This is a genomic window from Stenotrophomonas sp. Marseille-Q4652, assembly GCF_916618915.1.
Taxonomy (GTDB): domain Bacteria; phylum Pseudomonadota; class Gammaproteobacteria; order Xanthomonadales; family Xanthomonadaceae; genus Stenotrophomonas.
On the sequence record NZ_CAKAKE010000001.1, the window covers coordinates 293,495 to 315,938 of the forward strand.

Genomic DNA, 22,444 nt, shown 5'->3' on the forward strand with positions numbered 1-22,444 from the left:
GCGGCGGCACCGCTATACTTCCCGGCTACATGTCGCAATGAACCGGCCCTGCGGGGCCGCATCCGGGTTGAATGAGCAGGCTGTTTAGAGACGTCGACGGCGGGGAGTTGTTCCCGCAGGGAAGCGTGGTCTGCATCGGCGCCTTCGATGGCCTGCATCTGGGCCACCGGGCACTGGTGCGCCACGCCGCTGCCCGTGCGCGGGCGCTTGGCCTGCCGGCGGTGGCCCTGGCGTTCGAACCGCTGCCGCGCGAATTCTTCGCCACCGGGGCCAAGCCGCCGCGACTGAGTCTGGCCCGCAACAAGGTCGCGCTGCTGCGCGAGCTGGGCATCGACTCGGTCGGCCTGCTGCGCTTTGACGGGCGCATGGCCGCCACCGCGGCCGAGGACTTCGTGCGCGACATGCTGGTGCGCCGCCTCGGCGCCCGCGAGGTCTGGATCGGCCCACAGTTCCACTTCGGCAACCGCCGCCGCGGCAACCTGGCGCTGCTGCAGGAGATGGGCGCAGGGCTGGGCTTCAGCGCCGGCGAGATCGAACCGGTGCACGTGCACGGCGAGCGTGTGTCCAGCACCCGCATCCGCGAGCTGCTGGTGGCTGGCGAGTTCGACCGCACCGCCGACCTGCTCGGACGGCCGTACACGATTGCCGGGCGGGTGGTGCGCGGCCGCCAGCTGGGCCGCACGCTGGGCTTTCCCACCGCCAACCTGCGCTTCCCCAAGACCCCGGCGCTGGCCGGGATCTACGCCACCTGGGTGCACGGCGTGTTCGAGCAGCCGTGGCCGTCGGTATCCAGCTTCGGCACCCGGCCCACGGTGGAGGGCGTCGAGCCGCTGCTCGAGGCGCACCTGTTCGACTATGCGGGCGACCTGTACGGTCGCCACATCGAAGTGGAGTTCGTCGCCAAGCTGCGCGACGAAGAGAAATTCAACGACCTGCCGGCGCTGACCGCGCAGATGCATCGCGACGCCGAGCAGGCCCGTCGCATCCTTTCAGAACACAGACTGCGAGCCACCGCGTGAGCCAGGACTACAAAGCCACCCTCAACCTGCCGGCAACCGATTTCCCGATGCGCGGCGACCTGCCCAAGCGCGAGCCGGGCATCCTGGCGCGCTGGGAGGAGCAGGGGCTGTACGCGCAGTTGCGCGCCAACGCCGAAGGCCGTCCGCTGTTCGTGCTGCACGACGGCCCGCCCTATGCCAACGGCCAGATCCACCTGGGCCACGCGGTCAACAAGATCCTCAAGGACATCATCGTCAAGTCGCGCTACCTGGCCGGCTTCGATGCGCCCTACGTGCCGGGCTGGGACTGCCACGGCCTGCCGATCGAGATCGCGGTGGAGAAGAAGTTCGGCAAGGTCGGCACCAAGCTGGACGCGGTGCAGTTCCGGCAGAAGTGCCGCGAGTACGCCGCCGAGCAGATCGAGCTGCAGCGCCGCGACTTCAAGCGCCTGGGCGTGACCGGCGACTGGGACAACCCGTACAAGACCCTGGACTTCGCCTTCGAGGCCAACGAGATCCGCGCGCTGGCCAAGATCGTGGCCAATGGCCACCTGGTGCGCGGCGCCAAGCCGGTGCACTGGTGCTTTGACTGCGGCTCGGCGCTGGCCGAGGCCGAGATCGAATACCAGGACAAGACCTCGCCGGCGATCGACGTGGCCTACGCCGCGCGCGACGGCAAGGCGCTGGCGGCCAGCTTCGGCGTGGAGCTGCCTGGCGACGTGGAAGTGGCGGTGCCGATCTGGACCACCACGCCGTGGACGCTGCCGGCCTCGCTGGCGGTGTCGCTGGGTGCCGACATCGAATACGCGCTGGTTGAAGGTCCGGCCCATGAGGGCCGCCGCCGCTGGCTGGTCCTGGCCTCGGCGCTGGCCGAGCGTTCGCTCAAGCGTTATGGCGTGGAGGAGGTGATCGTCCACGGCCACGCCCCGGGCTCGGCGCTGGAGAACCAGCTGCTGGCGCATCCGTTCTACCCGCAGCGCGACATCCCGCTGCTCAACGGCGAGCACGTGTCCGATGCCGACGGCACCGGCGCGGTGCACACCGCGCCCGGGCACGGCCAGGAAGACTTCGTGGTCAGCCAGAAGTACGGGCTGATGGACACGTACAACGCCGGCCAGGTCAATCCGGTCGACGGCCGTGGCGTGTACCTGGAATCGACCCCGCCGGCGGGCGACGTGGGACTGGCCGGGCTGCACCTGTGGAAGGCGCAGCCGCTGATCGTGGACGTGCTGCGTGCCTCCGGCGCGCTGCTGGCCTTCGCAGAGATCCAGCACAGCTACCCGCACTGCTGGCGGCACAAGACGCCGGTGGTGTTCCGCGCCACCCCGCAGTGGTTCATCTCGATGGACAAGGCCGGCCTGCGTGCCGATGCCATGGCTGCCATCGACAGCGTCGGCTGGTTCCCGGGCTGGGGCAAGGCGCGCATCAGTTCCATGGTCGACGGCCGCCCGGACTGGTGCATCAGCCGCCAGCGGACCTGGGGCGTGCCGATCGCGCTGTTCACCCATCGCCAGACCGGTGAACCGCATCCGCGCAGCGTCGAGCTGATGAACGCGGTGGCCGACCGCGTGCAGGTCGAGGGGATCGACGTGTGGTACTCGCTCGATGCCAGCGAGCTGCTGGGCGAGGAGGCCGCGCAGTACGAGAAGGTCACCGACATCCTCGACGTCTGGTTTGACTCGGGCGTGACCCATGAAGGCGTGCTGCTGGAGCGTGGCTTCGGCAAGCCGGCCGATCTGTACCTGGAAGGTTCTGACCAGCACCGCGGCTGGTTCCAGTCCTCGCTGCTGACCGGCGTGGCGATCGACCGCCATGCGCCGTACAAGCAATGCCTGACCCACGGCTTCACCGTGGACGAGCACGGTCGCAAGATGTCCAAGTCGCTGGGCAACGGTATCGAGCCGCAGGACATCATGAAGACCCTGGGCGCGGACATCCTGCGCCTGTGGATCGCCAGCGCCGACTATTCCAACGAGATGTCGCTGTCGCAGGAAATCCTCAAGCGCAATGCCGACGCCTACCGCCGCCTGCGCAACACCGCGCGCTTCCTGCTCGGCAACCTGGACGGCTTCGACCCGGCCGCGCACGCGGTGCCGCTGGACGGCATGGTCGTGCTCGACCGCTGGATCGTGCACCGCGCCTGGGAGCTGCAGGAGAAGATCAAGGCTGCCTACGACGTCTACAACATGGCCGAGATCGTCCAGCTGCTGCTGAACTTCTGCAGCGTGGACCTGGGCTCGCTGTACCTGGACGTGACCAAGGACCGCCTGTACACGATGCCGACCGATTCGCGCGGCCGGCGCTCGGCGCAGACGGCGATGTTCCACATCGCCGAGGCCTTCACCCGCTGGATCGCGCCGATCCTGACCTTCACCGCCGACGAGCTGTGGGGCTACCTGCCGGGCGGGCGCAAGGACAACGTGCTGTTCACCACCTGGTACGAGGGCCTGGCGTCAATGCCGGCCGACGCCCAGCTGTCAGCCGCTGATTTCGACCAGTTGCTGGCCGTGCGCGAGCAGGTGGCCAAGGTGCTCGAGCCGATGCGCGCCAACGGCGCCATCGGTGCCGCGCTGGAGGCGGAGATCACCATCGCCGCCAGCGAAGAGCAGGCCGTGCGCTGGCAGCCGCTGGCAGACGAGCTGCGCTTCCTGTTCATCAGCGGCGATGTGCAGGTGCGCCCGGCGACCACCGACGAGGTGTTCGTCAGCGCCCAGCCGACCAGCAAGGACAAGTGCGTGCGCTGCTGGCACTATCGTGCCGACGTCGGCAGCGTGGCCGCGCATCCGGAGCTGTGTGGCCGTTGCGCCGGCAACGTCGACGGCGCCGCCGAAGACCGGCGGTGGTTCTGATGACCGCTGCGCGTCCGCATCCCAATGCACTGGTGTGGCTGCTGCTGTCGGCAGCCGTGATCGGCCTGGACCAGTGGTCCAAGGCCTGGGTGCTGTCCAGCCTGCCCGAGTACCAGCCGGTGGTCGTCATCGAGGGCTTCTGGAACTGGTTCCGCACTTACAACACCGGCGCGGCATTCAGCTTCCTCAGCAATGCCGGTGGCTGGCAGCTGTATTTCTTCACCGCTCTGGCAGTGGGCATCAGCGGGCTGCTGGCGTTCTGGCTGTCGCGTACCGCCCGCGGTGACTGGCGCGGCGCGCTGCCGTACGCGCTCGTGATCGGCGGCGCGATCGGCAACGTGATTGACCGCCTGGTGCATGGTCACGTGGTCGACTTCATCCAGTGGCACGTCGGCGAGCATTACTGGCCGGCGTTCAACGTGGCCGACATGGCGATCGTCGGTGGCGCCATCGGCATCGCACTGTTCGGTCTGTTCGAAGGCAAGAAGGCCAAGAAAGCGGGATAATTCCCGCCTGTCCCCCCCGCATGGAACCGGCCGTAGCCGGCCGGAGCTGCTGATTTGATGGATGTCCTGCTCGCCAACCCCCGAGGCTTCTGTGCCGGCGTCGACCGTGCGATCGAGATCGTCAAGCGTGCGATCGAGACGCTGGGTGCGCCGATCTACGTGCGCCACGAGGTCGTGCACAACCGCTTCGTGGTCGATGACCTGAAGGCGCGCGGGGCGATCTTCGTCGAGGAGCTCGACGAGGTGCCGGACGGCAACACCGTGATCTTCAGCGCCCATGGCGTCTCCAAGGCGGTGCGTGCCGAGGCCGACCGCCGCGGGTTGAAGGTGTTCGATGCCACCTGTCCGCTGGTGACCAAGGTCCACCTGGAAGTCAGCCGCCACTGCCGCGCCGGCCGCGACGTGGTGCTGATCGGCCACGAAGGCCATCCGGAGGTAGAGGGCACGATGGGGCAATGGAGCCGCGAGGGCGGCACCGGCCAGATCTACCTGGTGGAAAGCGTCGAGGACGTGGACGCGCTGGTCGTGGCGCAGCCAGACAACTTCGCCTACACCACCCAGACCACGCTGTCGGTGGACGACACCCGCGCGGTGATCGAGGCGCTGCGCCGGCGCTTCCCGGCCATCCAGGGCCCGAAGAACGACGACATCTGCTACGCCACCCAGAACCGCCAGGACGCGGTGCGCGAACTGGCGCGCCGCTGTGACCTCGTGCTGGTGGTCGGCTCGCCCAACAGCTCCAACTCCAACCGTCTGGCCGAGCTGGCCCGGCGCGAGGGCGTGGAGTCCTACCTGATCGATGGCGCGCACGAGATCGATCCTTCCTGGGTGATCGGCAAGCAGCACATCGGCCTGACCGCGGGCGCCTCCGCGCCGCAGGTGCTGGTCGATGGCGTGATCGCGCGCCTGCGCGAGCTCGGCGCTGGCAGCGTGGCCGAGCTGGATGGCGAGCCCGAGTCGATGGTGTTCGCCCTGCCCAAGGAACTGCGCCTGCGCCTGGTCGATTGACCGGTATGCGGGGCAGGGCCTAGAATTCACGGCTTCGCCGGAATAGCTCAGTTGGTAGAGCGGCGCATTCGTAATGCGTAGGTCGCAGGTTCGACTCCTGTTTCCGGCACCATATTCAGACCAGCTCCGGCTGGTCTTTTTTTGCTCCGCCTCCGGCGCGCGCATCAGCCCATCGACACGCGGGAGTTTGTCTATGCAAAAGACGGGATGCGCGCGCGGTGCGGCAATATGTCGCACATCAAAACCCGCTTTTACTGCGCTGGATCATTGCCCGAGTCTTTCTAAAGATTCCTGCGCCGCCTAAAATCACGGGGCTGAATCCATGACCAAGTCATCGCTCCGCATCGGTAACCCGATGTGGGGCGATCCGCGCATGCGGATACGGTCCGGTCGTGGGTTCGGCGCCCCCTCGCAATTGGATCGACCGATGATTCCGTTGAAATCTCTTGGACGCATGCTGCGTCCGGGCCTGCTGCTTGTCATGACCGCGATCCTCGCGGGCTGCAACTCGGCCATCCTCAGCCCCAAGGGCCAGATCGGCCAGGACGAGAAGACCCTGCTCATCACGGCCACCGTGCTGATGCTGCTGGTCGTCATTCCCGTGATCGTGCTGACCCTGGCATTCGCATGGAAGTACCGCGCTTCCAACACCAAGGCCCGCTACGAGCCGACGTGGTCGCACTCCACCGCCATCGAAGTGGTGGTCTGGTCGATCCCGTGCATGATCGTGCTGGTACTGGCCGTGCTGACCTGGCGCTCCTCGCATGCGCTGGACCCGTACAAGCCGCTGGAGCATGAAAAGCCGGGCATCGAGATCGAAGCGGTTTCGCTCGACTGGAAGTGGCTGTTCATCTATCCGGAAGAGAAGGTCGCGGTCGTCAACGAACTGAAGTTCCCGGTCGATACCCCGCTGAACTTCAAGCTGACCTCCGACACGGTGATGAATGCGTTCTTCATCCCGCACCTGGGCAGTATGGTCTACTCGATGGCCGCCATGGAGACCAAGCTGCACCTGATCGCCAACGAGGAAGGTGCCTTCCCGGGGCGTTCGTCGAACTACAGCGGCAACGGCTTCTCCAAGATGCACTTCACTGCCCATTCGGTGAGCGATGCCGAGTACCAGCAGTGGCTGGGCGAGGTGCGCGCCGATGGCAAGCGCATGGACAAGGCCGCCTTCGCCGAACTGGGCGCCGAGCGCAACCATGACTGGTACCCGGTAACCTACTACGGCCAGGTCGAGGACGGCCTGTTCGACTGGGTTGTCGAGAAGCACATGGGCGACAACCACCACTTCGGCATGAAGCATGCCGCCAGGGACGGTGCCGAAGGGCACGAGGGCCATGAAGGCCACGCCGCGCATGATGCCGGCGCCGCCGAGGAAGCGGTGGAACACGCGCACACTGAAATCACTGACGAGCACGCGGCCCACCAGGGGCACGGCGTCTCGGGAGAATGACAATGTTCGGAAAACTCTCTTGGGGAGCCATTCCGCACGACCCGATCGTGATCACGACGTTGATCGCGGCCGGCATCGGCGGACTGCTGGTCCTCGCACTGATCACCAAGTTCAAGCTGTGGGGCTATCTCTGGAAGGAGTGGTTCACCTCGGTTGACCACAAGAAGATCGGCGCGATGTACCTCATCGTTGCCTTCGTCATGCTGCTGCGCGGCTTCGCCGACGCGATCATGATGCGTGTCCAGCAGGCCATTGCCGCTGGCGGTGCCGAGGGCGTGCTGCCGCCGCACCACTACGACCAGATCTTCACCGCCCACGGCGTGATCATGATCTTCTTCGTGGCGATGCCGCTGATCACCGGCCTGATGAACCTGGTCGTGCCGCTGCAGATCGGCGCGCGCGACGTGGCGTTCCCGTTCGTCAACTCGCTGAGCTTCTGGCTGTTCGTGGCCGGCGCGGCGCTGATGATGATCTCGCTGGGCGTGGGCGAATTCGCCCAGACCGGCTGGCTGGCGTTCCCGCCGCTGTCGGGCCTGGACTACAACCCGGGCGTCGGCGTGGATTACTACATCTGGGCACTGCAGGTAGCAGGCCTGGGTACAACGCTGAGCGGCATCAACTTCTTCATCACCATCCTCAAGATGCGTACCCCGGGTATGCCGCTGATGAAGATGCCGGTGTTCAGCTGGACCGCGCTGGTGACCAACCTGCTGATCGTCGCCGCCTTCCCGGTGCTGACCATCACCCTGGTGCTGCTGACCCTGGACCGTTACCTGGGCACGCACTTCTTCACCAATGACGGTGGCGGCAACGCCATGCTGTACGTCAACCTGATCTGGATCTGGGGCCATCCCGAGGTCTACATCCTGGTGCTGCCTGCGTTCGGCGTGTTCTCCGAGGTGATTGCCACCTACTCGCGCAAGAGCCTGTTCGGCTACAAGGGCATGGTGTACGCGACCGCCGCCATCGGCGTGCTGTCCTTCATCGTGTGGCTGCACCACTTCTTCACCATGGGTTCGGGCGCCAACGTCAATGCCTTCTTCGGCATCACGACGATGATCATCTCGATCCCGACCGGCGTGAAGATCTTCAACTGGCTGTTCACCATGTTCCGCGGCCGCGTGCACTTCACCACCCCGGTGATGTGGACCATCGGCTTCATGGTGACCTTCGTGATCGGCGGCATGACCGGCGTGATGCTGGCCATCCCGGCCATCGACTTCGTGCTGCACAACTCGCTGTTCCTGATCGCCCACTTCCACAACGTGATCATCGGCGGCGTGGTGTTCGGCATGTTCGCCGGGATCACCTACTGGTTCCCGAAGATGTTCGGCTTCAAGCTGGACGAAACCTGGGGCAAGCGTGCGTTCTGGGGCTGGTTCATCGGCTTCTATGTCGCCTTCATGCCGCTGTACATCCTGGGCTTCATGGGCGCCACCCGCCGCATGCAGAGCTACCCGAACCTGGAATACCAGCCGTACTTCATCGTGGCTGGCATCGGCGTGGCGATCATCGCCCTGGGCATCCTGTGCCAGGTGATCCAGATCATCGTCTCGATCCGCGACCGCAAGAAGAACGCGGACCTGACCGGCGACCCATGGGATGCCCGTACGCTGGAGTGGGAAACCTCTTCGCCGCCGGCCTTCTACAACTTCGCCGTGCTGCCGAAGGGCGAGGAGCTGGACGACTTCTGGGCGCGCAAGCAGCGTGGTGAGGCCTGGCCGAAGCCGGCGAAGTACGCCGACATCCACATGCCGCGCAACACCGGTACCGGCGTGGTGATCGGCGCCTTCAGCCTGGTGTTCGGCTTTGCGATGATCTGGCACATCTGGTGGCTGGCCATCGTCGGCCTGGTCGGCATGATCGGCACGTTCATCTACCGCACCTTCGACAAGGACGTGGACTACTACGTGCCGGCGGCCGAGGTCGAGCGCATCGAAAATGAGCATCGCCGCCACCTGGAAGCCCAGGGGCTGGTGAAGACGGAGCTGAAGGCATGAGCAATATCTCCCACACCCTGAACCACGGTTCCGCCGCGCATGCGGCGGACCATGGCCACGACCACGAGCACCACGACACCGGCGAGAACACCATCTTCGGTTTCTGGGTGTACCTGATGAGCGATCTGCTCATCTTCGCCACCCTGTTCGTGACCTTCGTGGTGCTCTCCGGTGCCACCAACGGCGGCCCGGCCGGCAAGGACCTGTTCGACCTGTCCTTCGTGGCCTGGGAAACCGCGCTGCTGCTGCTGTCCTCGCTGACCTTCGGCCTGGGCATGATCGCCATGCACCAGAAGAAGGTCGGCCTGATGTTCGGCTGGCTGGCGATTACCTGGCTGCTGGGCGCCGGCTTCATGGCCATGGAAATCTGGGAGTTCAATCACCTGATCCATAACGGCCATGGCCCGGGCCACAGCGCCTTCCTGTCGGCGTTCTTCGCCCTGGTCGGTACCCACGGCCTGCACGTGACCGCCGGCCTGCTGTGGCTGCTGGTGATGTTCGTCCAGCTCAAGCAGAACGGCCTGACCCAGACCAACAAGACCCGCATGGCGTGCCTGAGCCTGTTCTGGCACTTCCTGGACCTGGTCTGGATCGGCGTGTTCTCTGTCGTCTACCTGTCGGGAGCCCTGTAATGTCCGCACACGACAACACCCATGGCGCCGGCGGCGAAAGCCACGGCAGCGTCAAGTCCTACCTGATCGGCTTCGTGCTGGCAGCCGTGCTCACCATCATCCCGTTCTGGGTGGTGATGAGCGGCAGCATGACCGGCTTCGCCGCCGGCATGGTGATCCTGGTCGCCGGCATCCTGCAGTTGCTGGTGCACCTGGTGTTCTTCCTGCACCTGGACGGTTCCTCGTCCTCGCGCTGGAACATCAATGCCGGCCTGTTCACCTTGGTGGTCATCGGCATCATCGTTGCCGGCACCCTGTGGGTGATGTGGAACATGAACTACTTCATGATGCACTGAGCCGCTTCGCCGGTTTGAAGGAAAAGGCCGCCTCCGGGCGGCCTTTTTCTTGCCTGCGCCTCGCTGCTGGCTGCTCGACGGGAGGGCTGCGACATCCCCGTCGATGTCCGCCTGCGGCTTCGCGCATGTGCCGGGCGCAGGCACAGGCCCGGCGAGTGGATTCTGGACATGTCCACCCCATGAGCCTTGCCGCGGACGTCGCGGACCAAGGGAGTGGCGCTCTGCGCGCCCGTGGAATGCGTGCGGGTCCTGGGGAGATCGCAGCGCTGCCAGCTGCGCAGGCGCAGTGCCAGCTTACGGAATCAGCCCGGTGACGACGCGCCGTGCCCTGCCGCGTCCAGGAAGCGTGCCGCATCCATCGGCCGGCCCAGGTGGTAGCCCTGCAGGGAATCACAGCCCAGTTCGCTGAGGTAGGCCTGCTGTTCCCGGGTCTCCACGCCTTCGGCAACGATGCGCAGGTTGAGCGTGCGTCCCAGCGCGATGATCGACGACACGATCGCTGCGTCCTCGGCGCCGTGCACAAGATCGCGGACAAAGGCGCGGTCGATCTTCAGCTCGGAGGCCGGCATGCGCTTGAGGTAGAGCAGGCTGGAGTAACCGGTGCCGAAGTCGTCGATCGAGATGCGGACGCCCAGCGCGGTCAGCGCCGACAGGATCGCCAGGCTGGCATCCACGTCCTTCATAGCCGTGGTTTCGGTGATTTCCAGGGTCAGCCTGTCGGCGGGAATGCGATGGCGCTGCAGGGTGTCGGCGACCAGCCGGGGCAGTTCGCTGTCGGTGAACTGCACGGGGGAGAGATTTACCGCCATCGACCAGTGTGGGTAGCCGGCGTCATGCCAGCGGCGCAGCTGCGCGCAGGCCTGGTCCAGCACCCATTGCCCGATGGGGAGAATCAGCCGGCTGCGCTCGGCCAGCGGGATGAAGAGGTCCGGAGCCAAGAAGCCGCGCTCGGGGTGGTTCCAGCGCAACAGGGCTTCGGCGCCGGTCACCAGCGCCGGTGCGCCGGCCGCGAACTTGGGCTGGTAATGGAGGACCAGCTCCCCGCGCTGCTGGGCGCGCCGCAGGTCCTGCAGCAGGCGCAGGGCGTCGCTCGCGGCGGCTTGCATCGTCGGGGTGAAGAAGCTGTAGCCGTTACGGCCGTGCTGCTTGGCGTGGTACATCGCCGTGTCGGCGCTGGCGAGCAGGCCGTGGGCGTCCTGGGCATCCTGCGGGTAGAAGGCCACGCCGATACTGGCGCCGATGGCGATGTCCGCCTCGTCGGTGGGCATGGTCTCGGCCAGGGTGCTGCAGATCCGCTGCGCGACTTCGGCGGCGTCCTCCGGCGTATCGACCTGGGTGAGCACGATGAACTCGTCGCCACCCAGCCGCGCGATGGTGTCCTGGGCCCGCACGGCCCTGGCGATACGTCCGGCCACCAGCCTGAGGACGTGGTCGCCGAGGTGGTGGCCGTAGGCATCGTTGACCTCCTTGAAGCCATCGAGGTCGACGAACATCAGCGCGAGCAGCTGGCCATTGCGCCGGGCCTTGAGGATGGCCTGCTCCAGCCGGTCCTGCAGCAGCAGGCGGTTGGGCAGGTGGGTGAGCGGATCGTGCAGCGCGGCCTGGACCAGCTTTTCATTGGCATCGGCCAGCGATTCGCTGAGCCGCCCGGTGCGCTGGCGCATCTGCCGGTCGTAGACCGAGGCGATCAGCGCGATACCGATCGTCGCCACCGTGGCGACGATCACCACCAGGGCAAGCCAATGGCTGTCCATGCCGCCATTGCCGGCCGCGCTGCAGATGCTGCCGGCCGGAAAGTTCGCCGCCGCCATCCCGGTGAAATGCATGCCGACGATGGCCAGGCCCATCAGCAGCGAGGCCAGCAGGCGCATCGACAGGCGCGGTACCTGGCTCGTTTCCAGCCACAGCGTGATCCACAGCGCTGCAGCGGACGCAGCGATGGCGATCACGATCGAGCCGGCAAACCACAGCGGGTCGTAGTCGATGCCGGGGTCCATGCGCATTGCCGCCATGCCCAGGTAGTGCATGGTGGCGATGCCCAGGCCCATCAGCAGTGCGCCGGTGGCGAGCTGGCGGCGCCGTAGCTGCGGACGCGACACCAGCCACAGTGCATAGCCGGAGGCTGCCAGTGAAGCCAGCAGCGAATAGCCGGTGATGGCCAGGTCGTAGCCCAGCGGGATCGGCAGACGGAAGGCGAGCATGCCGATGAAGTGCATCGACCACACCCCCAGTCCCATGGCCAGCGTGCCCGCCGCCAGCCAGGCGCGGGAAACGCTTCCCTTGGTGTGGCGCACCCGCCCGGCCATGTCCAGCGCGGTATACGAGGCGAGGATGGCAACCAGGAAGGCGGCGAAGACGAGCTGGGGGTTGTAGGTGCCGGACATGCGGAAAGCCGTGTGGGTTGGAGCAACGGCTTGCAGGCTGTCAGGCAGCGTCCCGGGTGCCTGGGATCCTGCGCCATCGCGGACGGGCAGGGCCAGGGCCAGGGTGCAAAGACATGGTGGTGCACCGAATGCGCGCGGATTCTAGCAAGCGCCGACGCCAGGGCCGGGCGGGGCCCAGTTGCCTGTTCAGCAAGCGTCGTCCCGAGGGCCACCCTTTTGCTTTCGCCAGGCCGGCCGGGGATGCTTGGCGCTCTGGAAGGGGAGAATGCATGGAACGGAACCGGATGTTGGGGATGGCGGTGGCGCTGGCTGCCGCTGGGGCGATCATCGGCGCGGCGGCAGGGGGTGGTTGGCTGTGGCTGCATTACGTGTGCAAGCCGCTGACGACGGTGCTGGTGCTGTGCGCCGCGCTCTGGGCCGAGGGTGTCGTTCCGCGCTACCAGCGCTGGGTGGTGGCTGGGCTGCTGCTGTCCCTGGCCGGTGATGTGTTCCTGATGCTGCCCGGTGACTTCTTTGTGCCGGGGCTGGTGGCCTTCCTGCTGGCCCACCTCTGCTACATCGCCGCCTTCATTCCCGGGGTGCGCCTGCTGCACTCGCCCGGCATCGGCCTGGTGCTGGTTGCCTACGGCGCGGCCAACGTGCTGGCGCTGTGGCGGTATCTGGAAAATGCGCTGCGGGCGCCGGTGGTGGTCTACCTGCTGGTGCTAGCGACGATGGTGTGGGTCGCACTGGCGCGCTGGCGGCAGATGCCTGCCGGGGTTGCCGGTCGTGGCGCCGCCGGTAGTGCGGCGCTGGGCGCTGTGCTGTTCATCAGCAGCGATTCGCTGCTGGCCTGGGACCGCTTTGCCGGCGCCGTGCCACTGCCGGCACTGGGAATCCTGGCCACGTATTTCCTCGCGCAATGGTGCATTGCCCGCTCGGTCTCAGCCGGCGCGAATGCGCCGCGCTAGAGTTGTGCCCCTTCCGAGACAGGATCGATGATGGCCAAGAGCACGGGCAAGCCCCGCACCGCCTACGTGTGCAGCGAATGCGGCGCCGAGTACAGCAAGTGGCAGGGGCAGTGCACCGAGTGCGGTGTGTGGAACGTGCTCAGCGAGATCGCACTGGAAAGCCCAGCCGCGGCCAGGTCGCCGGCCTCGCGCCGCACCGGCTGGGCCGGCAAGGTCGAGGCGCCGAAGATCACCGCGCTCAAGGACGTGCAGCAGGGCGAGCATGCACGTGTCTCCACCGGCATCGGTGAGTTCGACCGCGTGCTGGGCGGCGGCCTGGTTGAAGGTGCGGTGGTGCTGGTCGGTGGCGACCCGGGCATCGGCAAGTCGACCCTGCTGCTGCAGGCGCTGGCGATGATGGCCGCGCAACTACCGGTGCTCTACGTCACCGGCGAGGAATCGCTGGCCCAGGTGGCCGGGCGCGCGGTGCGGCTGGACCTGCCGCTGGACGGCCTCAACGCACTGGCCGAGACCGGCATCGAGAACATCCTGCAGCACGCCTCGGCAGCGAAGCCGCGGCTGATCGTGGCCGACTCGGTACAGACGCTGTGGACCGAAACCCTGACCGCCGCACCCGGCTCGGTGAGCCAGGTGCGCGAGAGCGCCGCGCGGCTGGTGCGTTACGCCAAGGAGACTGGCACCGCGGTGTTCCTGGTCGGCCACGTCACCAAGGAGGGCGGCATCGCCGGGCCGCGCGTGCTCGAGCACATGGTCGATGCAGTGCTGTATTTCGAAGGCGAGAGCGGCAGCCGTTTCCGCGTGTTGCGCGCGTTCAAGAACCGCTTCGGCGCGGTCAACGAGCTGGGCGTGTTCGCGATGGGCGAGAAGGGCCTGAAGGAAGTGCCCAACCCGTCGGCGATCTTCCTGTCCGGCGGCAGCACCCGCCAGCCCGGCAGCTGCGTGATGGTCACCCGCGAAGGCACGCGCCCGCTGCTGGTGGAGGTGCAGGCGCTGGTCGATTCCTCGCCGCTGTCCAATCCGCGCCGCGTTGCCGTCGGCCTGGAACAGAACCGGCTGGCGATGCTGCTGGCGGTGCTGCATCGCCATGGCGGCGTGGTGGTCGGCGACCAGGATGTGTTCGTCAACGTGGTCGGCGGCATCCGCGTGCAGGAAACCGCGGTCGACCTGCCGGTGCTGCTGGCGGTGCTGTCCTCGCTGCAGGACCGGCCGCTGGGCGAAAAGACGATTGCCTTCGGCGAGGTCGGCCTGTCCGGCGAGATCCGCCCGGTGCCCAACGGCGAGGAACGTCTGCGCGAGGCCGCTACCCACGGCTTCAAGCGCGCCATCGTGCCCAAGGCCAATGCGCCCAAGGGCGGACAGATCAAGGGGCTGGAGATCATCGCGGTGGAGCGGCTGTCGCAGGCCATCGAAGCTGCCTGCGAATAGTGCGATCGTGTCGGGGCGCGCTTCCCTGGGCTGGTGGATTGGCGCCAGCGTTCGCCGCCGGCGTCAGCGGTTGAACACCAGCTCGATCGCGGCCTTGGAGCCGAAGAAGGCCAGCAGCAGCAGGATGCTGGCGACCAGGGTCAGGCGCACGGCCTTGAGGCCGCGCCAGCCCCAGCGCCAGCGGCCCAGCAGCAGCGTGCCGAACACCACCCACGACAGCACGCTGAGCACAGTCTTGTGCACCAGCTTCTGCGCCAGCAGGTCATCGACGAACAGCACGCCGCTGATCAGGGCCAGGGTCAGCAGGAAGAAGCCGGCGCTGATCGTGCGGAACAGCAGCGTTTCCAGTTCATTGAGCGGCGGCAGGATGCGGCTCATGCCACCGAGCCGGCGCTGGCGCAGGGCACGTTCCTGGACCCGCAGCATCAGCGCGAGCAGGGTGCCCACGGCCAGCGTGGCGTAGGCCAGCAGTGCCAGCCAGGCATGGGTGGCCAGCCGCCAGCCCAGTGCCGGGGATGGCGAATGGTCGGCGAACTGGAAGGCCAGCAGCGAGAGGGCGGCCAGCGGATAGGCCACCAGCGCCAGCGCGCCAAGCCGGCCGCGGGCGGCGACCAGGCTGGTCAGCCCGGCCATGCCCAGCCCGACCAGCGACAGCGCGGCGAAGAAATGCAGGTCCGGGCCACCCGGGGTCGAGAGCGCGATGTCGACGTGGTGCAGGCCATGGAGCGCCACGGCCAGGATGCCCGGCGCCAGCCAGCGCCAGCGCCCCTTGCCTGGATGCAGGGCGGTATGGGCCAGCAGCAGGCTGGCGACCAGGTAGGACAGGGCCGCGACGAGAACGATTGCCATCGAAGCAGTTTCGCATAGCGCGCACCCCGATGCGATGCATCCACGGGTGGCTGCGGGCCAGCGGCTATAATGCGCCGTTTCCGTCCTTTGCCCGCAGGTTGCACCGCATGTTCGAGTCCCTGACCCAGCGCCTTTCCGGCACCATCGAGCGCCTGCGCGGGCGCGGCCGCCTCACCGAGGAGAACATCCGCGAGGCCACCCGCGAGGTCCGCATCGCGCTGCTGGAGGCCGACGTCGCGCTGCCGGTGGTGCAGGCGCTGATCGAGCGCATCAAGGTGCGTGCGGTCGGCCAGGAAGTGCTCAAGTCGCTGACCCCGGGCCAGGCCCTGATCAAGGTCGTGCGCGACGAGCTGACCACGGTGATGGGTGCCCAGGCCAGCGACCTGAACCTCAACGTCCCGGCCCCTGCAATCATCCTGATGGCGGGCCTGCAGGGCGCCGGCAAGACCACCACCGTGGGCAAGCTGGCCAAGCACCTGAAGGAAAAGCGCAAGAAGAAGGTGATGGTGGTGTCGGCCGACGTCTACCGTCCGGCCGCGATCGAGCAGCTCAAGACCCTGGCCGAGCAGACCGGCGTGCTGTTCTTCCCGTCGGCGGCCGACCAGAAGCCGGTGGACATCGTCAACGCCGCCATCGCCGATGCGCGCAAGTCCTTCGTGGACGTGCTGCTGGTCGATACCGCCGGCCGCCTGGCCATCGACGAAGCGATGATGGCCGAGATCAAGGCCCTGCACGCGGCGGTCAATCCGGCCGAAACCCTGTTCGTGGTCGACTCGATGACCGGCCAGGACGCGGCCAACACCGCCAAGGCCTTCGGCGAGGCACTGCCGCTGACCGGCGTGGTGCTGACCAAGACCGACGGTGACGCCCGCGGCGGCGCCGCGCTCTCCGTGCGCTACATCACCGGCAAGCCGATCAAGTTCGTCGGTACCGGCGAGAAGGTCGACGGCCTGGACGTATTCCACCCCGACCGCGTCGCCAGCCGCATCCTGGACATGGGCGATGTGCTGTCGCTGGTCGAGCAGGTCGAGCAGCAGGTCGACAAGGACAAGGCGCAGAAGCTGGCCGAGAAGGTCGCCAAGGGCAAGAAGTTCGACCTCAACGACATGCGCGACCAGCTCGAGCAGATGCAGAACATGGGCGGCATCGGCGGCCTGATGGACAAGCTGCCGGGCCTGGGCCAGATCCCGGAGAACCTCAAGGCGCAGGTCGCCGGCAGCAAGGAAGTGCCGCGCATGATCGCCATCATCAACTCGATGACCAAGAAGGAGCGCCGCAACCCGGCCATCCTCAACGGTTCGCGTCGCGCCCGCATCGCCCGCGGCTCCGGCACCCAGCCGTCCGACGTCAACAAGCTGATGAAGCAGTACCAGCAGATGGAAAAGATGATGGGCAAGCTGGCCGGCGGCGGCATGAAGGGCCTGATGCGCAACATGAAGGGGATGATGGGCATGATGGGCGGCCGCGGCGGACTGCCGTTCCGCTGAGCCCCCGCGACGCCGCCCGGTAATGGCCGCGATGGACGCGCTGTTCTGCAACGGTCGGCCCGCCGGCGTGCCGGACCTGGCGGCGGCGCTGGTCAACTACGGCCACTTCACCTCGCTGCAGGTGCGCGCTGGCGCGGTGCAGGGCCTGGACCTGCATCTTTCGCGTCTGCGGCAGGGCAGCCTCGAGCTTTTCGGCAGCCCGCTGGACCTGGCGCAGGTCCGTAACTGGATGGCCGAGGCGCTGCGGGCGACCGGACGGGACGATGCCTCGCTGCGGGTGACCGTGTTTTCCCCCCAGTTCGATTTCCGCAACCCGCTGCGGGCGATGGCGCTCGACGTACTGGTCGCCGTCGGTGCGCCGGTGGCGATCGAGCCGCGGCCACGGCGGGTGCGTACCGCGTGCTTCCGCCGCGACACCCCGCAGATCAAGCACGTCGGCACCTTCCCGCTGTTCCAGCAGCGTCGGGCGGCGATGCGCGACGGCTTTGACGACGTGCTGTTCGTCGATGCGGAGGGGCGCATCAGCGAGGGCAGCACCTGGAACATCGTCTTCCACGACGGCAGCCAGCTGGTATGGCCGCAGGCCCCCGCGCTGCGCGGCACGGCCGAGGCGCTGCTGCGAGACGGCTGGGAGGGGCCGCAGCAGGAATACCCGGTGATGCTGGACGGGCTGGGCCGGTTCGGCGCGGCAATCGCCTGCAATGCCTCCGGGCTGTGGCCGCTGGCCAGCATCGACGGGCAGGCACTCGCGGGCTCGCAGGCCCTGTATGAGCAGGCGCGGCAGGTGCTGGATCCGGTGCCATGGGAACCGCTGGCCCCGGCCTGAGGCAGGTCTCCGGGTCGAAAGCGGGGGTGGGCTTGGAATGCGCCGTAGCCGCCGCTATAATTCGCCGCTTACCTCGCCATCCTGGCGACTGGGCAACAAAGGAAAATCCCCATGGTCAAGATTCGACTGACCCGCGGCGGCGCCAAGAAGCGTCCGTTCTACCACATCATCGTTACCGACGTCCGTAGCGCCCGCGACGGCCGCAACATCGAGCGCGTCGGCTACTACAACCCGGTCGCCCAGGGCGCCGAGCAGCGCGTGGTGCTGGACATTGCCGCTGTCGACAAGTGGGTCGCCAACGGCGCCCAGATGACCGACAAGGTCCGCAACCTGTACAAGGAAGCGGCCAAGGTCCAGGCCACCGCGGCCTGATCCTGAGGGCCACCCGCAAGGGTGGCCCGTTGGTATACGCAGATGAAAGATACCGAGCGCCGGATCCTGCTGGGCAGGGTGACCGGCGCTTTTGGTGTCCGGGGCGAGGCCAAGCTCGAGTCCTGGACCGAACCACGCACCTCGATCTTCCGCTACCAGCCGTGGATCCTGCGCAGTCCCTCCGGGCAGGAAACCGAAATGACCGGCGCCCGTGGCCGCGATTCGGGCAAGCACCTGGTGGCGACGCTGCCGTGCGTGACCGACCGCGACGTGGTCGAGGCCATGCGCGGCACCGAGATCTACGTGCCGCGCAGCGCGCTGCCGCCGCCAAGGCCGGACGAATACTACTGGGTCGATCTGGAAGGCCTGCAGGTGCAGACCGTCGAGGGCGTGTCCCTGGGCCGGGTGTCGCACCTGTTCTCCACCGGCTCCAACGACGTGATGTCCGTGGTCGGTGACCGCGAGCGGCTGGTGCCGTTCGTGCAGCCGGATTTCGTCAAGTCGGTGGATTTCGACGCCGACCTGATCGTGGTCGACTGGGACCCCGAGTTCTAGTCCCGGCCGGACGGGGGTAAGGTGCTTTCGCACTGCCGCCGACCTCCCGCACGCCTCCATGCGCATCGACGTCATCACCCTGTTTCCCGACTTCCTGGCCCAGTCCGCTGCGCTGGGCGTGGTCGGCCGTGCGCAGGAGCGCGGGCTGATGTCGCTGCACGGCTGGAATCCGCGCGATTACGCCGAGGGCAACTATCGCCGCGTCGACGACCGTCCCTTCGGCGGCGGCCCCGGCATGGTGATGCTGATCGAGCCGCTGCAGGCCTGCCTGGAGGCGGTACGCGCCGCCGACCCGCAGCCGGCACCGGTGATCTACCTCAGTCCGCAGGGCAAGCCGCTGACCCAGGCCAGGGTCCGGGAGCTGGCCGCGCTGCCGCGGATGATCCTGCTGTGCGGGCGCTACGAGGGCGTGGACGAGCGCTTCCTGGCCTCGGCGGTGGATGAGGAGATCTCCATCGGCGACTACGTGCTGTCCGGCGGCGAGCTGGGCGCGGCGGTGATCGTCGACGCAGTCACCCGGTTGCAGGAAGGTGCCCTCAACGATGCCGAATCCGCGGTGCAGGACAGCTTCGAAGGCGACGGCCTGCTCGACTGCCCCCACTACAGCCAGCCGGCCAGCCATCCGCTGGGTGACGTGCCGGACGTGCTGCGCTCGGGCAACCACGCCGCGATCGCCCGCTGGCGCCGGCAGCAGTCCCTGCTGCGCACGGCGCAGCGGCGCCCGGACCTGCTCGACGAGAGCTCCCTGTCCAAGGCCGACAAGGCCCTGCTGGCCGAGGCCCGCAAGGATCCGCGCCCCTAGCGCGGGCCCGGCGAACCCGTTAGAATTGCGGATTCCCACGGGCATGTCCGTGAGGGATCCAATAACAAACGTGTGGCGCAATCCGGCGACCGCATGAGCCCAAGCTGTCAATCGACACGCCCACCCCGAACACAATCGGTGCACCCATGAGCAAGCTGAACAAATCCATCGTCGCGGAATTCGAATCCGCCCAGATCACCCGCGAACTGCCGAAGTTCAGCCAGGGCGACACCGTCGTGGTGAACGTCAAGGTGAAGGAAGGCAACCGCGAGCGTATCCAGGCCTATGAAGGCGTGGTGATCGGCACCAAGAACGCCGGCCTGAACTCCTCGTTCACCGTCCGCAAGATCTCGCACGGCTACGGCGTCGAGCGCGTGTTCCAGACCCACAGCTCGATCATCGACTCGGTCGAAGTCAAGCGCCGCGGCAAGGTCCGCTCGGGCAAGCTGTACTACCTGCGTGGCCTGGAAGGCAAGGCTGCCCGCATCAAGGAAGACCTGGCTGCCGCTGCGCAGGCCAAGGCTGCCCGTCTGGCTGCCAAGTAATACCGACAACCCCGTTGTCAGCGACGGCCACCTTCGGGTGGCCGTTTGCGTTTGTGGCGGCTGGATTCGCCGGCCTTGTGTTTGCTGCCGCCGCGGGACACACCAGTGGCAGCGAAGCAGCGACGTAGCTGGCCGGCTCAGCGCCCGCGCGCCGGCGTTGCCGGGTGGTCCATTGTTTCCCCGGCCAGGTCCGGGGCCGGATCGGCGACCGGGGAGGGCGGGCTGGCCGGCACTTCAGCGGGCGTCGCCACCTCATGGTGCTGGGCAGGCAACATGTGCGCCTCGCGCCAGCGGCCCCAGCGGTAATAGGCCAGCGACATCAGCATTGCCAGCAGCGCGCTGACCGGGAAGCTCCACCAGATCGCATCGACGCCGAGGCTGGGCTGCAGCCAGCGGGCAAACGGCACGCGGATGCCCCACATCGTCACTGCCAGGATCAGCAACGGCACCATCACCGCACCGGTGGAGCGCACCACGCCGGACACCACGAAGTTCACCCCGAAGAACAGGAACGACCACACCGCGATGTGGTTGAGATGGCGGGCAATGTCCAGCGAGGCGCTGCCGCCGGGCAGGAACAGCGCAAGCGTCCAGCGGTCGAGCAGGATGATCGGCGCGATCAGTACACCGGTCAGCAGGAAGTTGAAGACCACGCCGTAGCGGGTGGTCGCTTCCACGCGCGGCCAGTGGCCGGCGCCCACGTTCTGCGCGGCCATGGTCGAGCACGCCGCGCCAATGGCCATTGCCGGCATCTGCACGTAGGTCCACAACTGCATCGAGGCGCCGTAGGCGGCGGCGGTGTCGGTGCCGTAGTGGTTGACCAGGCTCATCATCATGATCATCGCCAGCGAGATCAGCACCATCTGCAGGCCCATCGGCACGCCCTTGACCACCAGCGTGCGGATGATCGTCCAGTCCGGCAGGAACAGGTGCATGTCCACCCGGCCCAGCCACAGCACATGGCGCTTGTGGCGCAGGTACAGGGCCATGGCCAGCAGGGCGGTGGCCTGCGACACCAGCGTTGCCCACGCCGAGCCGGCTACGCCCCGCTCCGGCAGCGGGCCGTAGCCGAAGATCAGCAATGGGTTGAGCACGATATCCAGCCCGACCGACAGGAGCAGGAAGCGGAACGGCGTGCGTGCATCGCCGGCACCCCGCAACGCGGCGCTGAAGAAGGCGAAGGCATACAGCAGCGGCATCGCCAGGAAGATCACCCGCAGGTAGGCGTCGGCCATTTCCAGCGAGGCCTCCGGCGTGCCCATCGCCAGCAGCAGCCGGTGGGAGACGAACTGTCCGGCAATGGCGATCAGCACCGAGATCCCGATGAAGAACGTCGCGCTGGAACCCATGATCCGCCGCGCCTGGCCGATGTCGCGGGCGCCGATCGACTGGCCGATCAGGATCGAGGCGGCCATGCCGATGCCGAACACCGAACCGATCAGGAAGAACATGATGTTGTTGGCGTTGGCCGTGGCGGTGAGCGCGGCCTCGCCAAGGAAGCGGCCGACCCAGATCGCGTTGACCGAGCCATTGAGCGACTGGGCGATGTTGCCGGCAAGGATGGGTAGCGAGAACAGCAGCAGGTTGCGGCCGATCGGGCCTTCGGTGAGCGATCGGGAAGGAGCGGTGGCAGCCATGGCGTATTCAGCGGAGTGGAACGTGAACCCTAGCAGTGGCCGCGTGACATTCCGGTACTTCCTTCCTGTGCGGTCCGGCACGCGCGAGGCTAGGATCGGTTGTCGGACACGGTGCGGCCATGGTGGCCCGCCCGACACTACAGGGAGAGGTTGATGGTCAGTCGTATGGGGGTGGTGGTGGCGATGCTGGCGCTGTCGGCGTGCGCCAGCCAGGACCGGTTGATGGACGCGGGCGTGCGGCCAGCCGACCGGCCCGATTGCCTGGTCGGCAACGATCCGCTGGATGACGGCAGCAAGGGCACGCGTTCCGCGCGCCATGAGCGCTGCAATCCGGAGCGCTCCCTGACATGGAGTAGCGAACAGTCCCGCGGCAAGCCGATGGAAGTGGATTTCAGGAAAAAGAATGACTGAAGCAGCGGACACCACCCCGGTCGCGATCCGCCTGGACGTCTGGTTGTGGGCGGCACGCTTTTTCCGTACCCGCAGCCTGGCCAAGCAGGCGGTGGAGACGGGCAAGGTCGAGGTGGACGGACAACGGCCCAAGGTCTCGCGCTCGGTGCGCATCGGCGATGCGCTGCGCATCGTGCGCGGCGATGACGTGTTCGAGGTCAGCGTGCGTGGGCTCAGCGACAGCCGCGGCCCTGCAGCGGTGGCACAGGCGTTGTACGAGGAAAGCGCGGCCTCCCGCGAAGCCCGCGAGCTGGCCCGCAAGCAGCGCATGGCCGCGCGCACCGGCTACCAGCCGCCCGAGCACAAGCCGGACAAGCGTGCGCGCCGGCTGATCCGCGCACTGGGCGACATCGACGCGCTGTAAGCAGTTTTTCGGGA

Annotated in this window: 21 protein-coding genes and 1 tRNA gene; 19 read left to right on the plus strand and 3 right to left on the minus strand. The window is 67.2% G+C overall.

Annotated elements, in window-relative coordinates; all coding sequences use genetic code 11:
- Positions 1-71 precede the first annotated feature (71 nt).
- The 9 genes from LG380_RS01310 (at position 72) to cyoD (ending at position 9,784) form a co-directional block, all read left to right on the plus strand.
- Positions 72-1,019: a bifunctional riboflavin kinase/FAD synthetase gene (locus LG380_RS01310; RefSeq protein ID WP_225763241.1), complete on the plus strand. Its 948-nt coding sequence runs from the start codon at positions 72-74 to the stop codon at positions 1,017-1,019.
- Complete coding sequence (gene ileS / locus LG380_RS01315) at positions 1,016-3,847, plus strand: isoleucine--tRNA ligase (protein WP_225763242.1); 2,832 nt, start codon at positions 1,016-1,018, stop codon at positions 3,845-3,847. Before LG380_RS01310 ends, ileS begins: the two co-directional genes overlap by 4 nt.
- Positions 3,847-4,353: a signal peptidase II gene (gene lspA, locus LG380_RS01320; RefSeq protein ID WP_225763243.1), complete on the plus strand. Its 507-nt coding sequence runs from the start codon at positions 3,847-3,849 to the stop codon at positions 4,351-4,353. The genes ileS and lspA overlap by 1 nt, the downstream gene beginning before the upstream one ends.
- Before the next feature lie 57 nt (positions 4,354-4,410).
- Positions 4,411-5,361, plus strand: a complete 951-nt coding sequence (ispH, locus tag LG380_RS01325) for a 4-hydroxy-3-methylbut-2-enyl diphosphate reductase (protein ID WP_225763244.1) — start codon at positions 4,411-4,413, stop codon at positions 5,359-5,361.
- 36 nt (positions 5,362-5,397) lie between these two features.
- A tRNA-Thr gene (locus tag LG380_RS01330) sits at positions 5,398-5,473 on the plus strand.
- Between the two features lie 315 nt (positions 5,474-5,788).
- Positions 5,789-6,817: a ubiquinol oxidase subunit II gene (gene cyoA, locus LG380_RS01335; RefSeq protein WP_225763245.1), complete on the plus strand. Its 1,029-nt coding sequence runs from the start codon at positions 5,789-5,791 to the stop codon at positions 6,815-6,817.
- A 2-nt stretch (positions 6,818-6,819) separates the two neighbouring features.
- Positions 6,820-8,817: a cytochrome o ubiquinol oxidase subunit I gene (gene cyoB / locus LG380_RS01340; RefSeq protein ID WP_225763246.1), complete on the plus strand. Its 1,998-nt coding sequence runs from the start codon at positions 6,820-6,822 to the stop codon at positions 8,815-8,817.
- A complete protein-coding gene (gene cyoC / locus LG380_RS01345; protein WP_225763247.1) occupies positions 8,814-9,449 on the plus strand; it encodes a cytochrome o ubiquinol oxidase subunit III in 636 nt (211 codons plus the stop codon). Before cyoB ends, cyoC begins: the two co-directional genes overlap by 4 nt.
- Positions 9,449-9,784 carry a cytochrome o ubiquinol oxidase subunit IV gene (gene cyoD / locus LG380_RS01350; protein WP_225763248.1) on the plus strand — a complete coding sequence of 112 codons (336 nt, stop codon included), beginning with the start codon at positions 9,449-9,451 and terminating at the stop codon, positions 9,782-9,784. The genes cyoC and cyoD overlap by 1 nt, the downstream gene beginning before the upstream one ends.
- Positions 9,785-10,086: 302 nt before the next feature.
- On the opposite strand, the gene LG380_RS01355 is transcribed toward cyoD, so the two are convergent.
- Positions 10,087-12,168, minus strand: coding sequence for a bifunctional diguanylate cyclase/phosphodiesterase (locus LG380_RS01355; protein ID WP_225763249.1), 2,082 nt, complete (start codon positions 12,166-12,168; stop codon positions 10,087-10,089).
- 269 nt (positions 12,169-12,437) lie between these two features.
- Here LG380_RS01355 and LG380_RS01360 point away from each other — a divergent pair, with 269 nt between their 5' ends.
- On the plus strand, positions 12,438-13,118 hold the full coding sequence (locus LG380_RS01360) for a lysoplasmalogenase (RefSeq protein ID WP_225763250.1): 681 nt from the start codon (positions 12,438-12,440) through the stop codon (positions 13,116-13,118).
- 30 nt (positions 13,119-13,148) lie between these two features.
- Positions 13,149-14,543, plus strand: coding sequence for a DNA repair protein RadA (gene radA / locus LG380_RS01365; protein WP_318780073.1), 1,395 nt, complete (start codon positions 13,149-13,151; stop codon positions 14,541-14,543).
- A 63-nt stretch (positions 14,544-14,606) separates the two neighbouring features.
- Here the strand turns inward: radA and ccsA are convergent, their stop codons facing one another.
- Positions 14,607-15,392, minus strand: a complete 786-nt coding sequence (ccsA, locus tag LG380_RS01370) for a cytochrome c biogenesis protein CcsA (protein WP_225763252.1) — start codon at positions 15,390-15,392, stop codon at positions 14,607-14,609.
- Between the two features lie 107 nt (positions 15,393-15,499).
- Here ccsA and ffh point away from each other — a divergent pair, with 107 nt between their 5' ends.
- The 6 genes from ffh to rplS all read left to right on the plus strand — a co-directional run bounded on the left by ffh (position 15,500) and on the right by rplS (position 19,979).
- Positions 15,500-16,879: a signal recognition particle protein gene (ffh, locus tag LG380_RS01375; protein WP_225763253.1), complete on the plus strand. Its 1,380-nt coding sequence runs from the start codon at positions 15,500-15,502 to the stop codon at positions 16,877-16,879.
- Positions 16,880-16,901: 22 nt separating this feature from the next.
- Positions 16,902-17,705 carry an aminotransferase class IV family protein gene (locus LG380_RS01380; protein ID WP_225763254.1) on the plus strand — a complete coding sequence of 268 codons (804 nt, stop codon included), beginning with the start codon at positions 16,902-16,904 and terminating at the stop codon, positions 17,703-17,705.
- 111 nt (positions 17,706-17,816) lie between these two features.
- Complete coding sequence (gene rpsP / locus LG380_RS01385; RefSeq protein ID WP_225763255.1) at positions 17,817-18,077, plus strand: 30S ribosomal protein S16; 261 nt, start codon at positions 17,817-17,819, stop codon at positions 18,075-18,077.
- A 42-nt stretch (positions 18,078-18,119) separates the two neighbouring features.
- On the plus strand, positions 18,120-18,632 hold the full coding sequence (rimM, locus tag LG380_RS01390; RefSeq protein ID WP_225763256.1) for a ribosome maturation factor RimM: 513 nt from the start codon (positions 18,120-18,122) through the stop codon (positions 18,630-18,632).
- Positions 18,633-18,690: 58 nt separating this feature from the next.
- On the plus strand, positions 18,691-19,434 hold the full coding sequence (gene trmD / locus LG380_RS01395) for a tRNA (guanosine(37)-N1)-methyltransferase TrmD (protein WP_225763257.1): 744 nt from the start codon (positions 18,691-18,693) through the stop codon (positions 19,432-19,434).
- Between the two features lie 146 nt (positions 19,435-19,580).
- A complete protein-coding gene (rplS, locus tag LG380_RS01400; protein WP_225763258.1) occupies positions 19,581-19,979 on the plus strand; it encodes a 50S ribosomal protein L19 in 399 nt (132 codons plus the stop codon).
- A 137-nt stretch (positions 19,980-20,116) separates the two neighbouring features.
- On the opposite strand, the gene LG380_RS01405 is transcribed toward rplS, so the two are convergent.
- Positions 20,117-21,616 (minus strand): MATE family efflux transporter, encoded by a 1,500-nt coding sequence (locus LG380_RS01405; protein ID WP_225763259.1) that lies wholly within the window; start codon positions 21,614-21,616, stop codon positions 20,117-20,119.
- Between the two features lie 153 nt (positions 21,617-21,769).
- Here LG380_RS01405 and LG380_RS01410 point away from each other — a divergent pair, with 153 nt between their 5' ends.
- Together LG380_RS01410 and LG380_RS01415 are read left to right on the plus strand one after the other, a co-directional pair.
- Entirely contained in the window at positions 21,770-22,027 is a 258-nt protein-coding gene (locus LG380_RS01410; protein ID WP_225763260.1) for a hypothetical protein, read from the plus strand.
- Positions 22,020-22,430, plus strand: coding sequence for a S4 domain-containing protein (locus tag LG380_RS01415; protein ID WP_225763261.1), 411 nt, complete (start codon positions 22,020-22,022; stop codon positions 22,428-22,430). The genes LG380_RS01410 and LG380_RS01415 overlap by 8 nt, the downstream gene beginning before the upstream one ends.
- The last annotated feature ends 14 nt before the right edge of the window (positions 22,431-22,444 follow it).